The organism is Actinoplanes sp. GCM10030250, from assembly GCF_042666575.1.
Classification (GTDB): Bacteria; Actinomycetota; Actinomycetes; order Mycobacteriales; family Micromonosporaceae; genus Actinoplanes.
In genome coordinates this window covers 107,434-130,969 of record NZ_JBHTDO010000012.1, presented here as the reverse complement: position 1 = coordinate 130,969, position 23,536 = coordinate 107,434, and the positions used below count along the sequence as shown (strand labels likewise).

Here is a 23,536-nt window from a genome sequence, read left to right as displayed (position 1 = left end):
CCTCCGGAGGACCGGTCAGCTGATCGGCTCCAGGAGGACCGAGAGCGCGGGCGTCACGCCCCACTGACCGGTGAGCGTGTCGTACTCGGCGCGCTGGGCGTCGGTCGGGGCGGCGCCGGTGCGGCGGGCGCGCAGCAGCAGGTTGCGGGGTGTGTGCGCGGAGTCGATGAACTCGACGACGTCCACCCGGTATCCGTGCAGCCGGAGCAGCGCTGCCCGCAGCGAGTCGGTCAGCACGTCGGCGAAGCGTTCCCGCAGGATGGCGTGCCGGGTGACTTCCTCGTACGGCGTCGGGGTCGCCCCGCCCTTGAGCTGGGCGGCGATGTCGTGGTGGCAGCACGGCGCCGCCAGCACCCAGCGCGCCTCCCACTCCACCGCGCGGGCGAGCGCCTGGTCGGTGGCGGTGTCGCAGGCGTGCAGCGCGAGCACCAGGTCCGGCGCGAACGGCAGGTCCACCGCCTCGATGGTTCCGGCCACGAACGTCACGTCGCCGGAGCAGTCCAGCTCTTCGGCGACTGCGGTGTTGCGTACCCTCTGATCCTCGCGGACATCGACCCCCACGACCTGGACCTGCGCGCCACGCGCAGCCAGATAGCGGTAGGCCGCGAAGGTGAGGTACGCGTTGCCGCACCCCAGATCGACGACGCGCAGCGGCGACGGCAGATCCTCGGGCAGAGTCGCCGCCAGCGCCCGCAGGAACGCGTCGATCTGGCGCCGCTTCGCCGCGTTGCCGCCGATCACGGAGAAGAGCGGGTCACCGGGATCGAGCAGCCACTGCTTGGCGCGGTCGTGCTCGGCGGAGGCCGGCGCGGCGACGGCGCCACCACGATGCACCTGCGCGTCGCCCTTCTTGGTCACCCGGACCTGGACGGTCGCCGACTCGGTCTCCACGTGCCAGTTGCCGAACGGCTCGGCGAGCAGCTCGTCCACAGCGGCCGCCGCCTCGGCTCCGGGAGCGACGTTGCGGGTGTAGGGCCGGGCGCCGTCATCGGTGACGATCTGCAACTTCGGTCCGTGCTTGAGAGTGACCGGTCGCACCTGGGCTCGGGTCACCGACGGTACGTGCCCACGGCGGCGGCCGGCCGCGACGGCCCGGGTGAGGCCGGGCGCGAGCAGCAGCTCCCGCACCTCGGCGAGTGCTTGGTCGAGCGGTTCTGGCATGACATCCATTCTGCCCGGAGGCGGAGGGCGGCCACCGGCGGCGGCCACCGGCGGCGGCCATGCTGACTCGCCGCTGGACGTGAAACGCACGGGACCTGAATCGGTCCCGTGCGTCAGAGAAACCAGAGAGATCTGAGAAAGGCCGGTCAGCCCTCGGAGCCGCCTGCCACCTCGGCCTCGGGACGGCGGCGGCGACGGCGCCGGGTAGCGCCACCGTCCGGGTCGCCTGCCGAGCCGCCTGCCGAGTCGCCTGCCGGGTCGCCTGCCGGTTCGGTGGCAGCCGGGGAGGCCGCGGGGGCATCCGGCGAAGCGGCCGGAGCCTCACCGTCGGAGAACGTCACGCTGGCCGTGGCCGGACGGCGACGGCGGGTGCGGGCCCGCGGAGCTGCCGGTTCCTGATCGGACGGGGTGTCCGAAATCGGGGCCGGTGCTTCGGTCGTACCCAAGGAGGGGTTGTCTGTTTCAGTGACCCTGCGCCGGCGACGCTGGCGCGGGGACCGCTCGCCGGCGTCGCCATCCGGTGTGGGGGAGGGAGGCGCGGAGGACGACGGCGCGGAGGACGAGGGCGATCCCGAGTACCCACTGCTGCCGGACGCCGGGCCACCGCGGGCACGACCCCGCGTGCGCCCGCCGCCGCCACTGCTGCCACCACGGCCCGGACGGCGTCCGCCGCCCAGGTCCTCCTCGATCTCGGCCGACAGGCCCACACGACTGCGCTCAGCGGTCGGAAGCGTGCCCGAGATGTCGGTCGGGATGTCGAGGTCGACGTAGAGCGCGGCGCTGGTGTGGTACGTCTCGGGAGGCTCCGGCATGGTCAGGCCGAGCGACTTGTCGATCAGCACCCAGCGCGGCATGTCCTCCCAGTCCACGAACGTGACCGCGACACCCGTCGCACCCGCCCGGCCGGTCCTGCCGATCCGGTGCGTGTACGTCTCGGGGTCCTCGGGACAGTCGTAGTTGATCACGTGGGTGACGCCGGAGACATCGAGCCCGCGGGCCGCGACGTCGGTGGCGACCAGCACGTCGATCTTGCCGGAGCGGAACGCGCGCAGCGCACGCTCCCGGGCACCCTGGCCCAGGTCACCGTGGACGGCGGCGACCGCGAAACCGCGGAAGTCGAGATCCTCGGAGACCCGGTCGGCGGCCCGCTTGGTCCGCGTGAAGATCATCGTGAGGCCACGCTCGCGGGCCTGCAGGATCCGGGCCACCATCTCCACCTTGTTCATCGGGTGGGTGCGGTAGACGACCTGCTTGGTCAGCGGCGAGGCGGCGCTCTCGGTGGTGTGCCCGGCGTGGATCGTGACCGGGTTGTGCAGGAACCGGCGGGACAGGGCCACGATCGGGTCCGGCATGGTGGCCGAGAAGAGCATGGTCTGGCGCTTCTCCGGGAGCATCGCCAGGATCTTCTCGACGTCCTCCAGGAAGCCGAGGTCCAGCATCCGGTCGGCCTCGTCGAGGACCAGGGCGCGGATCGAACCGAGCTTCAGCTGCTTCTGCTTGGCCAGGTCGAGCAGGCGGCCGGGGGTGCCGACCAGGATCTCGACGCCCTTCTTGAGGGTCTCGACCTGCGGCTCGTACGCCACGCCGCCGTAGATCGGCAGGACCCGGATGCCCCGGGTGCTGCCCGCGGCGGCGAGGTCGCGGGCCACCTGGAGGCCCAGCTCACGGGTGGGAACGACGATCAGGGCCTGAGCCTGGCCGTCGGCGCCCTCGGACGGCGCGGTGATGCGCTCGAGCAGCGGCAGGCCGAAACCGAGGGTCTTGCCGGTGCCGGTCGGCGCCTGGCCGATCAGGTCGGTGCCCCGCAGGGCGATCGGCAACGCGTACTCCTGGATGGCGAACGCGTGAGTGATGCCGGCCTTGGCCAGGGCCTCGACCGTCTCGGCGCGCACGCCCAGCGCGGCGAAGGTGGGGCTGTCCGGGCGGACCGGCGCGCGGGTGGTGACGGGTACTAGAGCTTGCTCATTGTCGGTCATGAAGTTTTACGGGTGCCCTCTCGTGGTGCGCCCGTCGAAGTGCTGGGGCGCGGTCTGTGTAGGCGCGGGCCACACGCTCGAAAAAGCGGGCCGCACGCGCGGGTCGCCGATCCCTGGCCGTTGACCAAGCCCTGTTTGCACAAGAAGCCCTGTTTGAAACAGGCCCTGGTCGTTGAACAAGCCGGTCGATGTACGGCGACGCACGCCAGTCTACCCGACCGGAGCCGGGCGCACCCGAGAGAGAGTTACGGGAGGGCAACCCTGGGACCAGGGCGCCCTCCCGGTACTCAGCGAGTCGTGAAGCCGAACGGGCGGTGCGACGCCTCGGCGATCTCCACGTAGGCCACCTTGGCGATCGGGATGATCACCTTGCGGCCCTTTTCGTCCGTGAGCGAGAGGACGCTGTCCTTGGCCATCGCCTCGGACACCGCCTGCTCGACCTCCGCCGGGGTCTGCGCGCTCTCCAGCACCAGCTCACGCGGCGAATGTTGCACGCCGATCTTGACCTCCACGGAGCCCTCCTCTGTCAACCGTCTTCCGCCCGAAAGGCTATCCGATTTCCGGTGGCGTTCCTGCTGTTGAACCGCCCTGCAGCGGGAAGCTGGCGATCCCGCGCCAGATCAGTGCAGCTACGAGCGCTTCGGCTTCAGCTTTAGGCGTACGCCTGCCGTTGGCCAACCAGAACTGAGCGGCCTGTCCGGCTGCCCCGGCGAGGCCGGAGGCGAGCAGTTCGGCCTGGTCCGGTCGAAGGCCGGTGTCCGAGATGATGGTGTCCGTCACAGCGGCGATGCAGCCCTGCTCGACGCGTTCGACCCGCTGGCGCACCTGCGGGTCGTTGCGCAGGTCCGACTCGAAGACCAGCCGGAACGCCTCGCTCTCGTGATCCATGAAGTCGAAGTACGCGCGAACTGCGCCCTTCACACGCTCCTTGTTGTCGGGAGTCGCCAGCATCGCTCCACGCACCTTGGCGATTATCGCGTCGCAGTGCGTGTCGAGCAGTGCCAGGTAGAGCTCCAGCTTGCCGGGGAAGTGCTGGTAGAGCACGGGCTTCGAGACACCCGCCCGCTCCGCGATGTCATCCATAGCGGCGGCGTGATAGCCGTGCGCGACGAAGATCTGCTGCGCGGCGGCAAGCAGCTGCTTACGGCGCGCCGAACGTGGCAGGCGGGTGGGTCGTGCGGTCTGTGCCCCGCCGGACGCAGCGGTCATTTCTGTGAACCTCCAGGGGGTCGGTCCCCGCGGTTTGGCGGCGCGGATTGCCCGGATCGGCGCATGTCGCGGTCGTGCGGGCAATTGTCGCGACGCTGCAACTTATCGCCACTGCAACCACACGGTAGCCTCAGCGGGGGCGAGCGAGGAGCACGCGGTGGATGAATCAGGGCATTCCGGAGAGGCCGGAGCCGCAGCGAGTGGCAATGGCGCCGACTCGCGTGACCGCAACCGAGTGAACGGGTGGGCCAACAGCGACAGTCCATGGTCCAACGCGGGGGCGGCATTGGATAAGGCTGAATTGGACAAGGAAGCGGACATACCGTCATGGCGTCGTCCGGCAGAGGGACGGTCCTTCGGACGTCCCCAGTTTCCTCCCGCGCAGCCTCCGGCCCCACCCGGCTATCCGGAAAATTCCGCGGAGATTCCCCCGTCCGAGAACACCGGACCGGTCTCACCGTGGACCGGCAGTGAGCGGAGCAGGCTTGCCGACATCCTCGGTCACCGTCGTCCCGGCGCGCCTCCGGCAGCCCGGCCGGTCGGCGAGTTCGGCGGTCCCGCTCCCAGCAGTCCGGCACCGAGCAGTGCCCCGCCGTACCCGTACGAGGGTGATCTGGATGACACCTACCGGGACACGCCGGGCGGTCCGCAGCGCGCGTCGGTGCCGATGACACGCCCCGAGTGGACGCCTACGGGGGAGCCGGAGACCCCTCAGTCGCCGGCGGGAACTGAGCTGCCCCGTGCTGAGCCCCACCGGGTTGAGCCGGCCCGGGTTGAGAGGTCGCGGCACGCGCTGGTGACCGACACGCTCGCGCAGGGGCTTCCGCAGGTGGAGAACGCTCCTGCGGGGGACAGGCGAACGGCGGACAGCGGAGCGGTGGTGGCTCGCCCGTCGTACGATTCGGGTGGGTTCAACCGCCGATCCTTCGAGCAGGTGCCGCCCGACCATGCGTACCCGGGTTCTTCCGGTTTCGGGGAAACCGAGAGGTTCGGTCATCCCGAAAGGTTCGGTGAGCCGGAAAGCTTTGGTGATCCGGAGACCAGTGGGGCGCTTCCGCAGCGCGTCCCGGCCCAGCCGGACGTGCCCACAGTTCCGGAGCCGCCCTCCGTGGAGCCATCGGCCGAGGCGCCCGCACTGGCGCGCATCGCGACGCATCTGCGCCGCGGTGACGTGGTGCCCGCGCAGGAGCGCCAGGAGGGCTTCGACGTCCAGGACATCCTCGCCGCGGTCCGCGAGGTGGACGGGGTCCGGGACGCTTCGCTGCGAGCCACTCCGGCGGGCGCGCACAGCCTCCGGCTGGACCTGGCCGACGGTGCCGACCCGGCCGAGGTGAGCCGTCAGGTGGCCCGCCTGCTTCAGGATCGGATGGGGCTGGACGCCGCGATGCCCGGTGATGGTCCGGCGCCGCCGTTCGTGCCTGGTCAGGCCACTCGTGCGGGGCGGGCCGCGGTGCCCGCCGCTCCGGCATCCGCGCCGCCGGCTCCCGTTTCGGCCGCTCCGGCGGTCGTCCCGGCGCCGGCTCCGGTCTCGGCCCCGCCACGGATCGTGCCTCCCGCGCCGGCGCCGGTCTCGGCCGCGCCGCTACCAGCCGCGTCTCATACAGCCGCGCCCCTCACGCCGCTTACGGCTCGGCCGCGAGAATCGGCTCAGCCACGGGAAGTGACCCAGCCGCGGGAAATCGCCCGGCCACGGGAAACGGCCCGCCTTCGGGAAACGGATACCGCCCAGCCTCGGGAGATGCGGGCCGCCCTCGTACCCGCCGACTCCTCCAAGCCCCGCCCGCTCGACCCCGGCGACAACCCCGGCCCCCGCGTCGTCATCGAGAACGTGCGTGTCAACACCTTCGGCGCGGACGCCACCGTCGAGGTGCATCTGCGCGCCGGCGGCCGTACCACCTCCGGAGTCGCCACCGGCCCTGCCGTCGACGGCTACCTGCTGCGCCTCTGCGCCACGGCCACCGCCGGCGCGGTCGACGAGCTGCTCTCCACCTCACAGCACGAGGAGGGCCCGGCCCGCTGCTTCGTCGAACACGCCGCGTCGGTCTCCTTCGGCCCGATGCAGGTCGCGGTCGTCGTGCTGCTGCTCTCCTGCGGCGGCGGCTGGGTCGAGCAGCTGGCCGGTTCGGCAGTGGTCACCGGTGACGATCGGCACGCCATGGTTCGCGCCACATTGGCGGCGGTCAACCGCCGCCTCGAGGCACTCTTGGCTTGATGAGAGGCGCGATTCTTGCCGGTGACAGTGCGCTGCTGCCGGAGGGTGAGATCCCGTCGCCGTGGCCCGCACGCAGGGTCACCGTGGACGGTGCGATGCTGCATGTCCGTGACACCCCGGCACTGTCTCCGGACGCCGAGCCCGCCGTGTACGTACACGGCCTGGGTGGTTCCTCCCAGAATTTCACCGACCTGGCCGGCCTGCTCGCCGACCGCCTCGACGGTCAAGCCCTCGACCTGCCCGGCTTCGGCTACAGCGACCCCAGCCCGCGCTACTCCATCCCCGCGTTCGCGGCCACCGTCATCAACTACCTGGACCATGCCGGCCGCGGCCCGGTCCACCTGATCGGCAACTCGCTCGGCGGCTCCATCTCGGTGCGCGTCGCGGCCCTGCGCCCCGACCTCGTCCGTACCCTCACCCTGATCTCACCGGCCATGCCGTTCCTGAACCCGCGCCGCACCGCACAGGGCCCGGTTCTCCCCCTGCTCGCCCTCCCCGGCGCCGAACGCCTGATGGCCTGGGCCCTGACCCGCCTCACCGCCGAACAGATGGCCGAACAGGTCCTGGCCGCCTGCTTCGGCGACACCTCCAAGGTCCACCCGCAGCGCCGTGCCGAGGCGATGGAGGAGATCCAACTCCGCTACACGGTCGCGCACTACCCCAAGGCCTACCTCGGCACGCTGCGCGGCCTCGTCAGCAGCTTCCTGCGCGCCTATCTGCCCGGCGTCAACTCGCAGTGGCGCCTGGCCGCCCGGGTGGAGGCACCCACGCTGGTCATCGGCGGCCTCAACGACAAGCTGGTCGATCCCCGCGTACCGGTCCAGGTCGCCAAGGCGATCCCCGACAGCCGCCTGCTGATCCTGCCGGGCGTCGGCCACGTCGCCCAGATGGAGGTACCGAGGCTGGTCGCCCGCGCGATCGTCGGCCTCCTGGAGGACGTCCGCTCGCCTGCCCCCGGCTAGGCCGTCTCTGCCGGGGCCTGGGCGGCTTCCTCACCCTTTTCAAAGCAGGGGTACGCCTGAAGCGCGCCGTTCTTCAACCCTGTGCCCAGGCGCACCCGTTGGGGTTGCGTGTGCGCTGGCAGGGCCTATGACGGGCCTATGACGTGGGTGAACGCGCACGCATGGTCAACGTGTGCGCCCATACCCCTCATCTTGTGGAGTTGACCACGTCCGACGGGGTGGGCGGGCCGGGCGGAATGTGAAACCCTTGGCATCCGATGATCTCGCCCGATGCGTCCGACCTCGTGCCGGAGTCCCCGTTGCGAGGCGATCGGTGGCGCCAGTCCTGGCTCGTCGTCTTCGCCGCGACGTTGGTGCTGTTCACCGTCGTTTCGATCGGGCACCAGTTCACCGCTGACCCGGCTCCAGCAGGAGACCCCGCCGCCGCGAGCTCACCAGCCGCGCTCGACTCAGCCGCGTCCGACTCAGCCGCGTCCGCAGTCCCGTCGGACCCGGTCCCGTCGGACCCGGTCCCGTCCGGTCCAGTCGCTGCCTCTCCAAGCGCGCCGCCTGCTTCCCCGAGCGCCTCCACTGCGGTCCTTGCCGAGATCCCAGCGTTGGCGGGCGTCCGAACGCCGGGCTCCGGTGCGCCCATTCTCGAGTCGGGGGCGTTGCCGGGTGCGCCGGTGGCTGTCGCGGAACCGTTTCCCGCTGCCGGTGTGCTGCGCCTGCCGGGGGCGGTGCCCACGCGTGGTTCGGGGCGGTTCGACTACGCGACGGGGCGTGGACCGGTGGTCGGCGCCAAGGGGCCGTTGCGGCGTTACCGGGTGGCGGTGGAGAAGGGCAGCAACGAGGATGTCCGGGCGTTCGCTGAGCAGGTCAAGGCGACCCTCGGTGACGGCCGGAGCTGGGCCGGTACCGGCAGGCAGCGGCTTCAGATGGTCGGCGGCTCGGAGCGGGCTGACTTCACCGTCCTGCTGGCCACCCGGGACACCGCGGGGCGGATGTGCGCCCAGGGTGGCACGAACATCCGGATCGGCGGCGTGCCTTACACGTCGTGTCGCACGAGCGGCAAAGCGATCATCAATCTGGACCGCTGGCGCGGCTCGGCCAAGCCCTATTTGCAGGCTCGGGTGGGGCTCGCCACCTACCGCCAGTACGTGGTGAACCACGAGGTCGGACACGAACTCGGCCAACGGCACCAGGGCTGCCCGAAGGCGGGCGGACCCGCGCCGGTCATGGTGCAGCAGACGATCACGTTGCGCGGATGCAAGCCGTACGCCTGGCCCCGCCGCAACAACCGAGACTTCTCCGGACCGATGCGCTGAGGTCTGTTTCGGATGATTTGGTACGGAAATCCGAAAGTCCTGTGACAGGCGATCACTCATGGCAGGCTGGCGCTTGCTATGGCAAACGCGACAAATACTCCTGCTGAGCCGGGCGCTTCCGGCATTGACCGGAGCGCCCTGGCCGAGCGTTCACGAGTCGAGGCCGCCCTGATGGCGGGCCTGCCGACAGAGCCCCACCCGGCCACCGCCGATCCTGACGCCAACGATCACGGCTCCAACGATCACGGCGCCGGTGAGCCGGTCGGACGGCACCGGGCGGTAGCGGCCACCGCGACCAAGTCCATGATCACGGTCGCCGCAGAGCCGACCAAGTCTTCCGGCACGACGGCCAAGCCCTCCGCGGCAACAGCCAAGCCCTCAGCGGTCAAGCCACCCGCGGTCAAGTCCACGTCGAGTCGATCGACGTCCACCCGATCGACGGCCCGCAAGACCGCCACCGCTCCCGCCGAACCGTCACCCGATGCTCCTCCCGCCTCCACCACGAAGCGGACCAGGGCAAAGGCTCCGGAGACGGACACAGCCGCACCCGCCAAGCCGACCAGGCGTCGTGCCACCACGGCCGCCGCAAAGGCCGAGCCGGAAGCCTCGCCCACAACCGCGCCCACAGCCGAGCCCGCAACTGAGCCGGCGAAACCGGCCCGCCGCACCGCCAGGGCCACCAAGAGCACGGTCGCCCCGGCCAAGGCGGCAAAAAGCACCACCCGTCCCACCAAGACCACCGCCACCCGGAAGACAACCGAAGAGCCCGAGGCCGTCGAACCGCGCCCAGCTCGCCGGCCCGCCGCCCGCGCCGCCGCCCCGGCAAAGCCTCGCCCAATCGCTCCCGCCGAACCCCAGGCCGACCCTCAACCCGAGCCACCGGCCCCGGCACCCACCGGCGAACTGGTCGCCCGCGGCATCGTCGAACTCGCCGCCGAACGGCTCGCAGCCTCCACGCCCCGCACCCCCGAGCCCGTCGACGAGCAGCCCGCCCTCACGGTCTCGCGCGCCCTGACACTCCCAGCCCGCCGCCCGAGCCGCTTCCGCCCCACCGAGCCGCCAAGGCTCACCGAGCCGTCAGGGCCCATCGAGCCGTCAGGGCCCATCGAGCCGTCAAGGCCCACCGAGTCGTCAAGGCCCACAGAGGCGGCGTGGCCCGCGGAGACCTACCCGGAGCCGTTCAGCTGGGCGACCCCGAACCCCGCCGAGACGGCCCCCGAGGAGGCGACTCCCGAGGAGGCGGCGGCCGAGGACCGCACCGGCACCGGCTACCCGCACGTCGCGAACCGCCCGCCCATCGGCCTCCCGGCGAGCCTCCGCCTGCCCGCGGAACTACCCGACAACCTCTGGCCGCCACCGGGCCTGCTCGAACGCAACACCACCGAGAACCTCTACGTCCCCGCTCGAGCACTCCCCAACAGCACACAAGCCCCGGCCGCACTCCCTCCCGCGCACGAGGAGGAAACCGAGGAGATCCCGGCCGACGGGGTCTACGTGCCGCCACCCCCGGCCGAGAAGAAGGCTGAGCAAAAGCGGGACACGACCGAAACCGATCACGAAGAGCCCGACTCTGCCTTCCTACCGAGCGTGCTTTCCCGGGGCGACGAGGATTACGTGCCGGCGCACTCGCGTACCGACTCGGGGGCCCGGCATGCGGCGCCTCCCGCGATGTCGGTGCGGACGATCAGGCGACGGCGGCGAGCGCTGCTTCTCGCGTACATGATGCTTGTGGTCTTGATCTTGGTGATCGGACATCAGCTTCGCGACGATGAGCGACCCGTCGCACCGGGCCGGGAGGCTGCGCAGCGTGCGGCCGAACCGGCGGGTGTCGGCTCGGCGGAGAACGTGCCGGCGGCGAACGTGCCGGCGGCTACGCCGAAGGCCCAGGCGGGCCAGACGCAGGCGGCGGAGGAACCGGTCGCGAAGACCGAGGCCAAGGCAGGAGAGTTCGGGTACGCGAAGAAGCGCGGCCCGATGCTCGGATCGTCAGGGCGGCTGCACCGTTTCAAAGTGGCTGTCGAAAAGACTGTCGGCGGTCCGGCGCCGGCTGATTTCGCCGAGCGGATCGACAGCACGCTCGGTGACGAGCGGAGCTGGACCAACAACGGCAGGCTGCGGCTGCGACGGGTGCCGAACGACGCGGACAACGCCGATTTCACCATCTATCTGGCGTCGCCGCGTACGTCGGAGCGGATGTGCGCGACCGGTGGCCTGGAGACCGCTGCCTTCACGTCGTGCCGGGTGCCGGGCAAGGTGATCATCAACTCGGAGCGGTGGGAGGAGGGGGTTCCGGACTATGTGGGGCACCTCGACGAGTACCGCCGGTACGCCATCAACCACGAGGTCGGCCACGAACTGGGGCACGGTCACGAAGCGTGCCCGGGTGACGGTGCGAAGGCGCCGGTGATGATGCCGCAGACCTACGGTCTCAAGGGTTGCACTCGCAACGCATGGCCCTATCTGGACGGCAAACGGTACGCCGGCGAGCCGACCGCCTGAATATTCCGCGATCCCGCATGGCGGGCCGTGTTCGACGTCATGGGCATTCGTGCGCCGGACGAGCGACAATGGCGGCGATCCTTACCACCTAACCCGGGGAGTGAACTGTGGCTCTGCCCCCGCTCGTCGAGCCGGCTGCCGAGCTGAGCGTCGATGAGATCCGCCGCTATTCGCGTCACCTGATCATCCCCGACGTCGGGATGGACGGGCAGAAGCGGCTGAAGAACGCCAAGGTCCTCGCGGTCGGCGCGGGTGGCCTCGGCTCGCCGACGTTGCTCTACCTGGCTGCGGCCGGCGTGGGCACGCTCGGCATCATCGACTTCGATACGGTCGACGAGTCCAACCTTCAGCGTCAGATCATTCACGGCGTCTCCGACATCGGCACGCCCAAGGCGGAGTCGGCGGCGCGCAGCATCGCCGAGGTCAACCCGCTGGTGAACGTGGTCATCCACAACACCGCGCTGGACCGTGACAACGTCAAAGAGATCTTCAGCCAGTACGACCTGATCGTCGACGGCACCGACAACTTCGCGACCCGCTACATGGTCAACGACGCCGCGGTGCTGCTCGGCAAGCCGTATGTCTGGGGTTCCATCTACCGCTTCGACGGTCAGGCGTCGGTGTTCTGGGAGGAGCACGGTCCCTGCTACCGCTGCCTCTACCCGGAGCCCCCGCCGCCCGGCATGGTCCCGAGCTGCGCCGAGGGCGGCGTCCTCGGTGTGCTCTGCGCGTCGATCGGCTCGATCCAGGTCAACGAGGCCATCAAGCTGATCACCGGTATCGGTGACCCGCTCGTCGGGCGCCTGATGGTCTACGACGCCTTGGAGATGGAGTACCGCAAGATCAAGGTCCGGAAGGACCCGGACTGCGTGCTCTGCGGGGAGAACCCCACGCTGACCGACCTGATGGAGGACTACGACGACTTCTGCGGCGCGGTCTCGGTCGAGGCGCAGGAGGCGACGGCCAACGCGACGATCACGGCCCGCGAGCTCAAGGACTGGCAGGACTCCGGCAAGGACATCTTCCTCGTCGACGTCCGCGAGCCCGCCGAGTGGGAGATCAACCGGATTCCCGGTGCGACGCTGATCCCGAAGGGCGACATCCTTTCGGGTGCCGCGCTCGCTCGGTTCCCGCAGGACCGGCAGATCGTGCTGCACTGCAAGTCGGGTGTGCGCTCGGCTGAGGCTCTCGCCGCGCTCAAGGCGGCCGGCTTCAAGGACGCCGTGCACGTCCAGGGCGGCATCGTGTCCTGGGTCAGCACTGTCGACCCGTCGCTTCCGTCGTACTGAGCTGTCGCTTTCGTTCGTTCCGGGCTGGTCGTTTCGTCATGATGACCTGCCGCCTCGTCCGTGATGGCCTGTCATTCTCCTGGTGCTGATTTGTAGTGGCAGGTTCACGCTGAGGAGTCACCCGGGTGACTCCTCAGCGTGAGAATGGCGCAGCGGAAAAGCAGAGTGCGAGGTAGCGTCACCATCGTGGTCGATATAGACGCCGCGATCGGGTACGTGGTCGCCCATGGTGACCCGGTCGAGCGGGCGAGGTTGTCCCACCTCCGGACGGGACAACCCGCGCCGGAGGAAGTCGTGGACCGCATCGCCTCCGGGCAGATGCCGGAGGGCGGCTGGGCCGCCTCGACAGAGGGCTCCGTCCCATCCGTCGACGCCACCTGCTTCCGCCTCGCCGAGCTCGACGACCTCGGCGGCCTGCGCGGTCCCGTCGTCGAGCGGGCCCTCCAGTGGCTCGCCACCGCCCAGCGCGGCGACGGCACCTGGCAGGAGAACGAGACACTCGCCGACCAGGCCCCACCGTGGGCGATGCCCGGTGATCCCGAGGCCACCCTCTACCTGACCTCGGTGGCCGGTTTCTGGCTGACCACCGCCGCCGTGGAGGCCGACCCCTACCAGTCGCGGTCCCTCTTCGGCGAGGTGCTGACGTCCGCCGCCGGGTGGGTCGCCTCCCAACTGCGCCCCGACGGCACCTGGCCGTCGTTCCTGGCGGCCGGCTGGCACGCTGCCGTCCTGCTGCACCAGCAGCAGTACTTCTACGAGTCGGCCCGGGTGCAGCTGGTGCTGGGGGAGCGGCTGTCGGAGATGTCCCCGGCGGATGTGGCTTCGATGGCCGCGGTGCTGCGCCGGGTGAATCTCGGTGACGACTGGCTGCTGCAGAACGCGCGGAAGCGGCTCTCGGAGACGCAGCGCCGCGATGGCGGCTGGGACAGCAACGAGGGGCCGTTGTTCGACGTGAACACCACTTTGACGGCGTTGCGCGCCTGCCGCTCTTAGCCCGTCATCTCTCCCGCTTTCCCGCACCCGCTTCCCGCGCCCTCTTCCTTCTGCGCTCTCCGAAGCAACGCTGACGCCCAGCTGGCTGAGTCGGCTGGGCGTGGGTGCTGTCTGCGGGCGGTTGGGGCAGCACTGGCAGCCAGCCGGGTTGAGCGGGCTGGTTGTGGGTGCTGTCTGCGGGCGGTTGGGGCAGCACTGGCAGCCAGCCGGGTTGAGTGGGCTGGTTGTGGGTGCTGTCTGCGGGGCGTTGAGGCGGCACTGGCAGCCAGCTGGGGTGGAGGAGTAGGGGCGGCGGGACCGCCGCCGCCCCGGGAGAGGTCAGCGGGTGTGGCCGTTGCCTGTCACCACGTACTTGGTGGAGGTGAGCTCGGGCAGGCCCATCGGGCCGCGGGCGTGCAGTTTCTGCGTGCTGATGCCGATCTCCGCACCGAAGCCGAACTCGCCACCGTCGGTGAACCGGGTCGATGCGTTGATCATGACGGCGGCGGCGTCGACGCCGGCGGTGAAGCGGCGGGTCGCGGTGGTGGACTCGCTGACGATCGCCTCGGTGTGGCCGGTTCCGTAGTGGCGGATGTGGTCGAGCGCGTCCTCCAAGGAGTCGACGACTGCTACCGCGATGTCGGCGGACAGGTACTCCGTACCCCAGTCCTGTTCGGTGGCCGGGACCACCGCGTTGCTGTAACCGGCCACCCGGGCGTCGCCGTGGACCGTGACGCCGGCCGCCTCGAACTCCTCCAGCACGAGCGGCAGGAACGAGTCGGCGATCTCGGCGTGCACCAGCAGCGACTCCGCGGTGTTGCAGGTGGAGAGGCGCTGTGTCTTCGAGTTGACCGTGACGCCGAGGGCCTTCTCCAGGTCGGCGGCCGCGTCGACGTACACGTGGCAGTTGCCCACGCCGGTCTCGATCACCGGCACCGTCGACTGCTCGACCACCGTCTTGATCAACGAGGCGCCGCCGCGCGGGATCAGCACGTCGACCAGGCCGCGGGCCCGCATCAGCTCCTTGACCGAGTCGCGGGTGGTGGCGTCCAGCAGCTGGACGGTGTTCGCCGGGAGGCCGGCGTCGGCGACGGCCTTGCGCAGCACGGAGACGATCGCCGCGTTCGAGGAGAACGCCGAGCCGGAGCCGCGCAGCAGTGCCGCGTTGCCGGACTTGAGGCAGATGCCGGCGGCATCGGCGGTCACGTTGGGCCGGCCCTCGTAGATCATGCCGACCACGCCGAACGGGACACGGACCTGTCGCAGCTCGAGCCCGTTCGCCAGGGTGGAGCCGCGGACCACGTCGCCGATCGGGTCGGGCAGGGCGGCGAGCTGGCGCAGGCCGTCGGCCATCGCGGCGACCCGCTCGGGGGTCAGCGTCAGCCGGTCGATCATCGCTTCGGAGAGCCCGCCCTCACGGCCGTTGCGGATGTCCACCTCGTTCGCCGCGACGATGTCGTCGGTGCGCTCCACCAGCCGGTCGGCCATGAGCAGCAGGGCCCTGTCCTTTTCGGCCCGGGTGGCTCCGGCCAGGTCGATGGCGGCGACCCGGGCCGCGGCCGCCTGCTCCAGCACGCTCATGGCAAACCTCTCCGAAGACGAAATAGACGAATCACAGCAGCACGAGGTCGTCACGGTGAACGACCTCTCGTTCATAGCCTGGACCGAGCGCGGCGGCCAACTCCGGTGTGGACCGGCCGAGGAGCGCGGGCAGTTCCACAGCGTCGTAGTTCACCAGCCCACGGGCCACCGGCGTCCCGGAGCCGGCGTCGACCAGGTCGACCGGATCACCGGCCGCGAAGGAACCGTCGACAGCGGTGATACCGGCCGGGAGCAGGGACTTGCGGCGGGCCACCACTGCCGCGACCGCTCCGGCGTCCAGGTGCAGCCGGCCGCGCGGTGCGGTGGCGTGGGCCAGCCAGAAGAGCCGGGCGGCCGGTCGCTGCGCGGCTGCCTCGAACAGGGTGCCGACCTCCTCGCCGGCGAGCGCCTGACCGGCCAGCGGCGCGGCGGTGAGCACGACCGGGATACCGAACCCGGTGGCGATCCGGGCCGCCTCGACCTTGGTGACCATGCCGCCGGTGCCGACGCCGGATTTGCCCGCCGAGCCGATCCTGATGCCGGCCAGGTCGGTGTCGTCGCGGACCAGCGGGATGCGGCGGGAAGCGGGGTCGGACGGACTGCCGGTGTAGAGAGCGTCCACATCGGAGAGCAGCACCAGCAGGTCGGCCTGGGCCAGTGCGGCGACCAGCGCGGCGAGCCGGTCGTTGTCGCCGAACCGGATCTCTTCGGTGGCCACCGTGTCGTTCTCGTTGACGATCGGCACCGCGCCCAGGTCGAGAAGTTTGCGCAGTGTCCGGTACGCGTTGCGGTAGTGCGCGCGCCGGGTCACGTCGTCGACGGTGAGCAGCACCTGGCCCACGGTGAGGCCGTGCCTGGCGAAACCGGCCGCATAACGCCCGATCAGCAGGCCCTGACCGACCGAGGCGGCCGCCTGCTGGGTGGCGAGATCACGCGGCCGGCGGCGCAACTGCAGCGGGGCCAGCCCGGCGGCGATCGCGCCGCTGGAGACGAGGACAACCTCGCGCCCCTCGGCGGACAGCCCGCCCAGAACGTCGACGAGGGCGTCGACCCGTTGCTCGTCAATGCCGCCCGACGCGGTGGTCAGCGAGGAGGACCCCACCTTCACCACGATCCGGCGCGCACCGGTCACCACATCTCGCACCAGGCCCATTGTGCTCGGCAGGCCCCTGTCGATCCTTGCCAGATCCCATATCGTGGCGGGTGATGACACCGCAGGAGTACGTCGAAGAGGTTCTGGCGCTGGTCGAGAGCATCCCCGAGGGCCGGGTCATGTCCTACGGCGCGATCGCCGACGCCCTGGCCGAGCGCTCCGGCCGCAACTCTCCGCGACAGATCGGCCGGATCATGGCCCTGCACGGCGGAGGGGTGCCGTGGCATCGGGTGTGCAACGGGGGCGGGCGGCTCCCACCCGGTCACGAGCAGGAGGCCAGGGCCCGGCTGCTGAGCGAGGGGGTGCCGATGCGGGGCGAGCGGGTGCTCATCGGCGAGGCCGGGTGGATGCCCCGATGAAGGCCGGCGGATGCCCGATAAGGGCAGGATGGATGCCTCGATGAAGCACGGTGAGCCGAGTCGCACGGCCTACAGCGCGGCGCGTTACCGGGCCGCCCATCAGGTGCTTGATGGCGGTGCGATCTTCGAGGACGCTCTTGCCGTACCCATCCTCGGTGAAGCGCGAGATGATCTCCTGGCGGACGCACCGCGGCGCGGCATGCGGCTGTTCGTCGCCGCGCGGCATCGCTTCGCGGAGGACGCGATCGCTGCGGCGGCCGGGCGTGGTGTGCGGCATGTGGTGGTGGTCGGTGCGGGCCTGGACACGTACGCCTACCGCAACCCCCTTCACCTACGCGTGACCGAGGTTGATCATCCGGACACGCAGGCGTGGAAAAGGGGGCGGCTCGCCGAGGCGGGCATCGAGATTCCGGACGGTGTTGAGCACGCGGGTGTCGACCTGGAGAAGGAGCCGCTGCGGCTGGACCTCGACGGGCCGGCGTTCTTCCTCTGGCTGGGCGTGGTGCCCTATCTGACCGCTGAGGGATTCGGCGAGACGCTCGACTACATCGCTGCTGGTGCGGGGAACGAGGTGGCGCTCGACTACGCGCAGCCGCTGGAGCGGATGACTGCCGAGCGCCGGGCGCAGCTGGAGGCCCGGGCGGAGCGGGTGGCGCGGCTCGGTGAGCCGTGGCTGACGTATTTCGAGCCCTCGGAGATCGCCACCGAGCTGGGCCGACGCGGCTTCGGCGAGATCGAGGACCTCGGCCCCGCCGCGATGGGCGCCCGTTTTTTCAACCGCCCCGACGTCCCCTTGGACACCCCCGGCGGTCACGTCCTCCACGCCCGCCAGCTCTAGCCTCTCGTGGATCTTGGACATCTGAGCCGCCTATAGCCGGTCCAGCTGTCCAAGATCGCGGGGGACCCGGGAGCGGGAGCGAGAGGACGTCAGGCGGTGAGTCCCGCCTGGGCGGCCGCCCCGCGCATCTGGAACTCGAAGAACCCGCGCCGATCCTCGTCGACGGAGTTGTTCAACTGGCCGAACAACTCCGCGCTGATAGCACCGCACAATTGGAAGAACCCGCTGATCGCGTCAGCGATGGCCCGCGCCGGCAGATCCGGGTAGTAGTTGGCCGCCACCACCCCCAACTCCTCCGCATAGCGCCCAGCAGGAAGCTCCCGCGACGGCACCTCCCCGGCCCGATACGCGGTAGCCAACGTCTCCCCGAGCAGCAACAGCACCCGACTGGCCGGAACGATCGTGTCCTGCGGTGCCTGATATCCCGGCACCGGGCTCCCGTAGATCAGCGCCCACTCGTGCGGGTTGGCCAGTGCCCAGTCCCGGGCCGCATGTCCGGCCGCCAGCCACTTCTCCAGCGCACCCTCAACACTCGCGGCCGCCTCTTCCGCGGCGGCACCCACCGCGTCGTACGCGTCGATGATCAGCGCGGTGAGCAGCTCGTCGCGGCTGGCGAAGTAGCGGTAGACGGCGGACGAGGCCATGCCGAGGTCCCGGGCGACCGCCCGCAGGGACAGGTTCGCCCCGTCGGTGGCCAGGTGGCGCCGGGCCACCGCCTTGATCTCGTCGGTCATCTCGGCCCGCACCCGGGCTCGTAGGTTGGCGGCGCTCATCAGGCCAGTGTGCCACAACGAGAGCACTGCTCTTGCGCGACGGCCAAGCAAGTGAGACTGTTGTTCTCGACAGAGAGCAGTGCTCGCAAAGGAGAACGCCATGCAGGTTGTTGTCGGTTCCGGTCCGATCGGCTCCACCGTCGCCCGTCTGCTCGCCGAGCGCGGCGAGACCGTCCGGATCGTCACGCGCAGCGGCAGCGGCCCCGAGCATCAGCTGATCGAGCGGGTCACCGCCGACGCCGCTGACGCGCGCCGCCTCACCGAGCTCGCCAAGGGTGCTGAGGTGCTCTACAACTGCGCCAACCCGAAGTACACCGAGTGGGCCGCCAAGTGGTTCCCGATGAACAACGCGATGATCGCCGCAGCCAAGGCGAACGACGCGGTGTACGCGATCACCGGCAACCTCTACGGATACGGTCGGCAGCCCGGCGGCCGGATGACCGAGAGCTCCCCGCTCGCCGCGACCGGGCGCAAGGGCCGGATCCGCATCAAGATGTGGCAGGACGCCCTGGACAGCGGTGTCCGCACCTTCGAGGCCCGCGCCTCGGACTACCTGGGTGCCGGTGCGGCCGGGATCTTCTCGGCGGTCCTGCTCCCGGCCATCCGCGCCGGCCGTACGGCGTGGGCCCCGGCCGACGTCGACGTGCCGCACACCTTCACCTACACCGGTGACATGGCCCGCACACTCGTCGAACTGGCAGGCGACGACCGGTCGTACGGTAAAGCCTGGCACGTCCCCTCGCCCGCCCCGATCTCCATCCGCGAGCTCGCGGGTCGCTATGCCACGATGACCGGCCAGCCGCCGCTGAAGATCCGCAAGCTCCCGCGCTTCGTGATGCGCACCGCGGGCCTGGCCGTCCCGATCGCCCGAGAGCTGGCCGAAATGGATTACCAGTTCTACTTCCCGTTCGTCCTGGACAGCTCCCTCACCGAGCGCACCTTCGGCCTGACCGCCACCGGCCTCGAGGTGGGCCTCCGCGAAACGGCCGCGGACGCCGACGCCATCGCGGCCCGAAAGATGGCCTGAACGGCCCGAATCTCAGAGGAGCAGGCCGACACCACCCCGCCGGGGATCGCCCGCCGCACCGGCCTGCCCCACCGCCGTCACCCCGCCGAAGTAGTGGTTGACCTCCGGCCACTCGACCACCTGCCAGCCGGCTTCCGCCAACGCGGCCAAGTCCGCGGGCGGGCAGCCGGCTTCGGCGTGCACGGTGTCCTCGACGACGTGGAACCGGGGACGGGCGATCGCCTCCGGCACGCTCAGATCGTCGACCAGGACGCCGAGCAGCGTGTCCACCAGCGCGGTACGGATACGGGACGCACCCGCGGAGCCCGCCGCCACGGTCAGCCCGCCGTCCGGGCCGATCACCACGAGCGGGCACATGTACGACGACATCCGCCGCCCCGGCAGCAGATCGTCGGTGAGCAGCTCACCCTCGCCCAGCATCGAGTTCAGGTTGATGCCCAGGCCGGGCAGCCAGACCCCGGCACCCAGCCCCAGCGTCGTGGTGATCACACAGGCGTTGCCCTCCGGGTCGACCACCGACACGTTCGTGGTGTCGCCGAGCCGCTGAACACCCTTGTTGCGCAACGCCGAGGCGACCCCGACGGCCCGGGCCGGCCTCGACAGGTCAGCCGGAAGGGCCCCGATGGTGTCCACCGTCCGGTTCAGATCATGGCGGGCGTGCACCCGGTAGCCGGCGAGCATCGCGTGGTCGACGGGCGTCTCGGCGACCCGGTATTCGGCGAGGTCCTTCAGGCCGAGCGCTCCGCCGGCCGCGCGCACGGTGTCGACGAGCACCGAGGCGTACTCGCCGGTGTAGAAGACGTCGGGCCCGTCGGCGGCCATCGCGTCCATGGCTTTCGCGAGCCCGGGTAGGAGGAGCAGTTCGTCGCCCTGGAGCAGCTGTCCGCCGGGGGCGTAGAGGGCCGCACCCTCCCCGTACGTCAGGGCCGGCGCGCAGGCCTCGAGCGTGCGAGCGTGTGCGGCCGGGAGCAGCACCCCGGTCCGCGCCAGCCCGGCGGCCGGCGCGACCACCTCCGCCCACGGCAGCCGTCCCCAGCGTTTGTGCACCTCACCGAGGCCGGCGGGCACACCGGGAACCGCTACGCTGGCGCCGCCGATCGAGTACACCTGTGGCAGCCCGCCGAAGAAGACCTCGACCGCGACCATCGGCTCGGCCTTGCGGTCACCGTCCAGCCCTGGGACGGCCACGAAGAAGTCGAGACAGGTGACCTTGCCGGTGCCCGCCTCGAAGAAGGTGGCGAACCCGCCACCGCCGAGTCCGGTGTAGACGGTCTCGGCGACGCAACAGGCCAGGACCGCACCCACCGCAGCGTCGGCCGCGGACCCTCCGGCCTGCAGGATCCGCACACCGGTGCGGGCGGTGGCCGGGTGGCTGGCGGCGACGCCGGCCGCGACGCTTTTCATGCGGCGAGCGTAGGCGGAGCGACGCGATCATGGTTACGATGCGCGTCCATGACGACGGCCGGTCCCTCTCCCGTGGTACCTCAGACGAGTGTGCTGCCTCGCGGTGTTTTGGCTGGATATTCGCTGGGCTCCCTGGTCACCGGCGCCTTCGGCACGGTGCCCGGTTTGCTTCTTCTGCCGTATCTGACCGACACGCTCGGCGTGGCGGCCGGCGTGGCGGGTCTGCTGGTCCTGCTGCCGAAGGCATGGGACGTCCTGGTCAACCCGGTGGCCGGCCGGATCTCCGACCGCAGCGGGTCGCGCCGGCCGTTTCTGCTCATCGCCGGGCTCGTGCTTGGTGTGCTGTTCGCGGCGATCTTCCTGGCCCCGTTCCCGGGCGGGGCGGCCTCCGGTGCCTACGTCGCGGTGGCCTTCCTCGCCGCGGCGACCGCCTTCGCGTTCTTCCAGGTCCCCTACGTCGCGATGCCCGCCGAACTCACCGACGGCTATGCCGAGCGCACCCGGCTGATGACCTGGCGGGTCGCGGTCCTGGCCCTCGCGATCCTGGTCTCCGGCGCCGTCGCGCCCCTGGTGGTCGAGCTCACCGGCGGCGGCCGCGAGGGCCACCGGTGGTCCGGCGCCTTCGTGGGCACGCTCATCGTCTTCGGCACGCTTGCCACCTTCTTCGGTACGCGGAAAGCGCACTCCCGCACGGCCGGTGAAGCCGAGCCGAGCCTTCGTGCGCAGCTGCGGGTGGCGGCCGGCAACGCCCCGTTCCGTGCCCTGCTGATCTGCTGGATCGTCCAGGCGGCGGGCATCGGCACCATGCTCGCCGGAGTGCAGTACTTCGCCGACCACGTCCTGGAGCAGAAGTCCGGCGCGACGTTCCTGTTCGCCGCCTTCGTCGGGCCGGCCCTGCTGGTCATGCCGCTGTGGACCGCGGTCGGCAAGCGGTACGGCAAACTGCGCTCCCTGATCACCGGCTCGCTCATCTTCGCCGCCGGAGCGCTGATCCTGCTCGGCTCCCGGGCCCTGCCCGCCGTGGCCGTCTACCTGCTGGTCGCCCTGATCGGCGTCGGTTACGCCGGCCAGCAGGTCTTCGCGCTGGCCATGCTGCCGGACTGCATCGCGTACGACACCGAGCGCACCGGCCGCCGCCAGGCCGGCGTCTTCACCGGCCTGTGGACCGCCGGCGAGACCCTCGGGCTGGCACTGGGCCCCGGCATCTACGCCCTGCTGCTGCAGATCTTCGGCTACACGTCCTCCGCCACCGGCGAGGCGGCCGGCCAGACCGATTCCGCCCGCCTCGGTGTGCTGCTCGGCTTCACCGTCGTGCCCGCACTGCTTGTCGGAGTCGCCGTGTTGCTACTGCGCGGCTACGACGAGCGGATAACGTCACGGGCATGATCGATGCGCTGCCGGAGAAGGGTGTGGCGGGCGAGCAGGTCCTCGCCGAGCTGCGAGAACTGCGAGGGGGAGACCTGCCGACACACGGCGGGCGTCTTTTCGCGTACGTCTACGATCCGGCTGTCGACGGGCTGGACGAGTTGGCCCGCGCCGCGTACGCCGTCTCCGCCCAGGTCAACGGCCTGGACCCGACCGCCTTCCCGTCCCTGCTCGCGATGGAGAACGCGCTCGTCGGCGCGGCCGCACGGCTGCTCGGCGGAGACCGGGAGACGGTCGGCAGCGTCACCAGCGGCGGCACCGAGTCGCTGATCCTGGCGGTGAAGGCGGCCCGCGACGCGAACCCGCGGATCACGAACCCCCGCCTGGTCGTCCCGTCCACCGCACACGCGGCGTTCGCCAAGGCGGCTCATTACCTGCGGGTCGAGCTCGACGTCGTACCGGTGCACGATCTGTTGGCGGACCCGCCGGCGATGGCCGCGGCAATCGGCCCGGACACCGTGCTCGTCGCGGCCTCCGCACCGAGTTACGCACACGGTGTTGTCGATCCCGTCCCGGAGATCGCGGCGATCGCCGCCGAGCGCGGCGTCCGATTCCACGTCGACGCCTGCTTCGGCGGCTGGGTGCTGCCCTATCTGCGACGGCTCGGGGTGGACCTGCCCGCTTTTGATCTGTCCGTGCCCGGTGTCACCAGCATCTCGGTCGACCTGCACAAATACGCCTATGCCCCCAAAGGGGTCTCGGTGCTGCTGCACCGCAACGAGGAACTGCGCCTGCCGCAGTACTTCGCCTACGCCGGCTGGCCCGGCTACACGATGATCAACCCGGTGATCTCGTCCACCCGCTCGGGCGGCCCGATCGCCGCCGCGGTGGCCACGCTCCGCTCCATCGGCGACGCCGGCTACCTGGACCTGGCAGCGAAAACCCGCGAGGCGGTGTCCATCCTCGCCGACGCGGTGACAGCCACCGACGGGGTACGCCTGTACGCCCCCGCCGAGACCAGCGTGGTCTGCCTGGCATCCGACGGTGTCGACCTGTTCGTGCTCGCCGACGAGCTGGCCGCCCGCGGCTGGCACACCCAGCCCCAGATGGCATACGCCGACTTGCCCCCGACCATCCACCTCACGGTGACCGCTTCCGTTCGCGCAACAGCACCCCAGTTCGCCGCCGACCTCACCGCGGCCGCCGAGGCGGCCCGCGCCCGCGGCCCGATCGAGCTGCCACCCCTCCCACCGCTGACGCCGGAAATGATCACGCCCGCCCTGATCGCGGAATTGGCCGAAGGGCTGGGCCTCGGCGGCGGCGACTTCAGCCAGATGGCCGCAGTGAACTCCCTGCTGAACGCGGCTCCGCCCGCCCTCCGCGAAGCGTTGCTCACCGGCTTCCTCAGCCTCCTGCAGCGACCAGTGACGCAATGACGCAATCATTGCG

General features: G+C 70.7%; 19 protein-coding genes. 11 read left to right on the top strand and 8 right to left on the bottom strand.

Going from position 1 to position 23,536, the window contains the following annotated elements; translation table 11 throughout:
• Positions 1-15: 15 nt before the first annotated feature.
• The 4 genes from ACFQV6_RS17925 to ACFQV6_RS17910 all read right to left on the bottom strand — a co-directional run bounded on the left by ACFQV6_RS17925 (position 16) and on the right by ACFQV6_RS17910 (position 4,346).
• The gene (locus tag ACFQV6_RS17925; protein WP_378028619.1) at positions 16-1,161 is read right to left on the bottom strand and encodes a class I SAM-dependent methyltransferase; all 1,146 of its coding nucleotides are present in this window, start codon (positions 1,159-1,161) and stop codon (positions 16-18) included.
• Between the two features lie 146 nt (positions 1,162-1,307).
• Complete coding sequence (locus ACFQV6_RS17920; RefSeq protein ID WP_378028618.1) at positions 1,308-3,137, bottom strand: DEAD/DEAH box helicase; 1,830 nt, start codon at positions 3,135-3,137, stop codon at positions 1,308-1,310.
• A gap of 287 nt (positions 3,138-3,424) precedes the next feature.
• Positions 3,425-3,649: a DUF3107 domain-containing protein gene (locus ACFQV6_RS17915; RefSeq protein WP_378028617.1), complete on the bottom strand. Its 225-nt coding sequence runs from the start codon at positions 3,647-3,649 to the stop codon at positions 3,425-3,427.
• A gap of 37 nt (positions 3,650-3,686) precedes the next feature.
• The gene (locus tag ACFQV6_RS17910) at positions 3,687-4,346 is read right to left on the bottom strand and encodes a TetR/AcrR family transcriptional regulator (RefSeq protein ID WP_196419678.1); all 660 of its coding nucleotides are present in this window, start codon (positions 4,344-4,346) and stop codon (positions 3,687-3,689) included.
• A gap of 1,108 nt (positions 4,347-5,454) precedes the next feature.
• On the opposite strand from ACFQV6_RS17910, the gene ACFQV6_RS17905 reads away from it, so the two are divergent.
• The 6 genes from ACFQV6_RS17905 to ACFQV6_RS17880 all read left to right on the top strand — a co-directional run bounded on the left by ACFQV6_RS17905 (position 5,455) and on the right by ACFQV6_RS17880 (position 13,608).
• Entirely contained in the window at positions 5,455-6,558 is a 1,104-nt protein-coding gene (locus tag ACFQV6_RS17905) for a hypothetical protein (RefSeq protein WP_378028616.1), read from the top strand.
• Complete coding sequence (locus ACFQV6_RS17900) at positions 6,558-7,520, top strand: alpha/beta hydrolase (protein ID WP_378028615.1); 963 nt, start codon at positions 6,558-6,560, stop codon at positions 7,518-7,520. The genes ACFQV6_RS17905 and ACFQV6_RS17900 overlap by 1 nt, the downstream gene beginning before the upstream one ends.
• A 665-nt stretch (positions 7,521-8,185) precedes the next feature.
• Complete coding sequence (locus tag ACFQV6_RS17895) at positions 8,186-8,827, top strand: DUF3152 domain-containing protein (protein ID WP_378028614.1); 642 nt, start codon at positions 8,186-8,188, stop codon at positions 8,825-8,827.
• Between the two features lie 78 nt (positions 8,828-8,905).
• Positions 8,906-11,326: a DUF3152 domain-containing protein gene (locus ACFQV6_RS17890; RefSeq protein WP_378028613.1), complete on the top strand. Its 2,421-nt coding sequence runs from the start codon at positions 8,906-8,908 to the stop codon at positions 11,324-11,326.
• 107 nt (positions 11,327-11,433) lie between these two features.
• Positions 11,434-12,615 (top strand): adenylyltransferase/sulfurtransferase MoeZ, encoded by a 1,182-nt coding sequence (gene moeZ / locus ACFQV6_RS17885; RefSeq protein WP_378028612.1) that lies wholly within the window; start codon positions 11,434-11,436, stop codon positions 12,613-12,615.
• A 186-nt stretch (positions 12,616-12,801) separates the two neighbouring features.
• Positions 12,802-13,608 (top strand): prenyltransferase/squalene oxidase repeat-containing protein, encoded by an 807-nt coding sequence (locus tag ACFQV6_RS17880; RefSeq protein WP_378028611.1) that lies wholly within the window; start codon positions 12,802-12,804, stop codon positions 13,606-13,608.
• A 318-nt stretch (positions 13,609-13,926) separates the two neighbouring features.
• Here ACFQV6_RS17880 and ACFQV6_RS17875 read toward each other — a convergent pair whose 3' ends face one another.
• Both ACFQV6_RS17875 and proB read right to left on the bottom strand, forming a co-directional pair.
• Complete coding sequence (locus ACFQV6_RS17875; protein ID WP_378028610.1) at positions 13,927-15,168, bottom strand: glutamate-5-semialdehyde dehydrogenase; 1,242 nt, start codon at positions 15,166-15,168, stop codon at positions 13,927-13,929.
• A gap of 31 nt (positions 15,169-15,199) precedes the next feature.
• Positions 15,200-16,312, bottom strand: a complete 1,113-nt coding sequence (gene proB / locus ACFQV6_RS17870) for a glutamate 5-kinase (RefSeq protein ID WP_378028609.1) — start codon at positions 16,310-16,312, stop codon at positions 15,200-15,202.
• Between the two features lie 62 nt (positions 16,313-16,374).
• Between proB and ACFQV6_RS17865 the strand changes: the two genes are divergently transcribed.
• Positions 16,375-16,680, top strand: coding sequence for an MGMT family protein (locus ACFQV6_RS17865; RefSeq protein WP_378028608.1), 306 nt, complete (start codon positions 16,375-16,377; stop codon positions 16,678-16,680).
• Between the two features lie 40 nt (positions 16,681-16,720).
• Positions 16,721-17,518, top strand: coding sequence for a class I SAM-dependent methyltransferase (locus ACFQV6_RS17860; protein WP_378028607.1), 798 nt, complete (start codon positions 16,721-16,723; stop codon positions 17,516-17,518).
• A gap of 89 nt (positions 17,519-17,607) precedes the next feature.
• Here ACFQV6_RS17860 and ACFQV6_RS17855 read toward each other — a convergent pair whose 3' ends face one another.
• Positions 17,608-18,291: a TetR/AcrR family transcriptional regulator gene (locus ACFQV6_RS17855; protein WP_378028606.1), complete on the bottom strand. Its 684-nt coding sequence runs from the start codon at positions 18,289-18,291 to the stop codon at positions 17,608-17,610.
• A gap of 100 nt (positions 18,292-18,391) precedes the next feature.
• On the opposite strand from ACFQV6_RS17855, the gene ACFQV6_RS17850 reads away from it, so the two are divergent.
• On the top strand, positions 18,392-19,318 hold the full coding sequence (locus ACFQV6_RS17850; RefSeq protein ID WP_378028605.1) for an NAD-dependent epimerase/dehydratase family protein: 927 nt from the start codon (positions 18,392-18,394) through the stop codon (positions 19,316-19,318).
• A gap of 12 nt (positions 19,319-19,330) precedes the next feature.
• On the opposite strand, the gene ACFQV6_RS17845 is transcribed toward ACFQV6_RS17850, so the two are convergent.
• Positions 19,331-20,722: a gamma-glutamyltransferase gene (locus tag ACFQV6_RS17845; RefSeq protein ID WP_378028604.1), complete on the bottom strand. Its 1,392-nt coding sequence runs from the start codon at positions 20,720-20,722 to the stop codon at positions 19,331-19,333.
• 48 nt (positions 20,723-20,770) lie between these two features.
• Between ACFQV6_RS17845 and ACFQV6_RS17840 the strand changes: the two genes are divergently transcribed.
• Together ACFQV6_RS17840 and ACFQV6_RS17835 are read left to right on the top strand one after the other, a co-directional pair.
• Positions 20,771-22,108, top strand: a complete 1,338-nt coding sequence (locus ACFQV6_RS17840) for an MFS transporter (RefSeq protein ID WP_378028603.1) — start codon at positions 20,771-20,773, stop codon at positions 22,106-22,108.
• Positions 22,105-23,523 (top strand): pyridoxal phosphate-dependent decarboxylase family protein, encoded by a 1,419-nt coding sequence (locus ACFQV6_RS17835; RefSeq protein ID WP_378028602.1) that lies wholly within the window; start codon positions 22,105-22,107, stop codon positions 23,521-23,523. The genes ACFQV6_RS17840 and ACFQV6_RS17835 overlap by 4 nt, the downstream gene beginning before the upstream one ends.
• Positions 23,524-23,536 lie beyond the last annotated feature (13 nt).

What these genes read in the sequence shown, in the direction of transcription:
- ACFQV6_RS17925 (WP_378028619.1), bottom strand. Translation starts at nt 1,161, where the DNA reads ATGCCAGAACCGCTCGACCAAGCACTCGCCGAGGTGCGGGAGCTGCTG.
- ACFQV6_RS17860 (WP_378028607.1), top strand. Translation starts at nt 16,721, where the DNA reads ATGAAGCACGGTGAGCCGAGTCGCACGGCCTACAGCGCGGCGCGTTAC.
- ACFQV6_RS17910 (WP_196419678.1), bottom strand. Translation starts at nt 4,346, where the DNA reads ATGACCGCTGCGTCCGGCGGGGCACAGACCGCACGACCCACCCGCCTG.
- ACFQV6_RS17875 (WP_378028610.1), bottom strand. Translation starts at nt 15,168, where the DNA reads ATGAGCGTGCTGGAGCAGGCGGCCGCGGCCCGGGTCGCCGCCATCGAC.
- ACFQV6_RS17845 (WP_378028604.1), bottom strand. Translation starts at nt 20,722, where the DNA reads ATGAAAAGCGTCGCGGCCGGCGTCGCCGCCAGCCACCCGGCCACCGCC.
- ACFQV6_RS17900 (WP_378028615.1), top strand. Translation starts at nt 6,558, where the DNA reads ATGAGAGGCGCGATTCTTGCCGGTGACAGTGCGCTGCTGCCGGAGGGT.
- ACFQV6_RS17855 (WP_378028606.1), bottom strand. Translation starts at nt 18,291, where the DNA reads ATGAGCGCCGCCAACCTACGAGCCCGGGTGCGGGCCGAGATGACCGAC.
- ACFQV6_RS17835 (WP_378028602.1), top strand. Translation starts at nt 22,105, where the DNA reads ATGATCGATGCGCTGCCGGAGAAGGGTGTGGCGGGCGAGCAGGTCCTC.
- ACFQV6_RS17840 (WP_378028603.1), top strand. Translation starts at nt 20,771, where the DNA reads ATGACGACGGCCGGTCCCTCTCCCGTGGTACCTCAGACGAGTGTGCTG.
- ACFQV6_RS17865 (WP_378028608.1), top strand. Translation starts at nt 16,375, where the DNA reads ATGACACCGCAGGAGTACGTCGAAGAGGTTCTGGCGCTGGTCGAGAGC.
- ACFQV6_RS17920 (WP_378028618.1), bottom strand. Translation starts at nt 3,137, where the DNA reads ATGACCGACAATGAGCAAGCTCTAGTACCCGTCACCACCCGCGCGCCG.
- ACFQV6_RS17850 (WP_378028605.1), top strand. Translation starts at nt 18,392, where the DNA reads ATGCAGGTTGTTGTCGGTTCCGGTCCGATCGGCTCCACCGTCGCCCGT.
- ACFQV6_RS17890 (WP_378028613.1), top strand. Translation starts at nt 8,906, where the DNA reads ATGGCAAACGCGACAAATACTCCTGCTGAGCCGGGCGCTTCCGGCATT.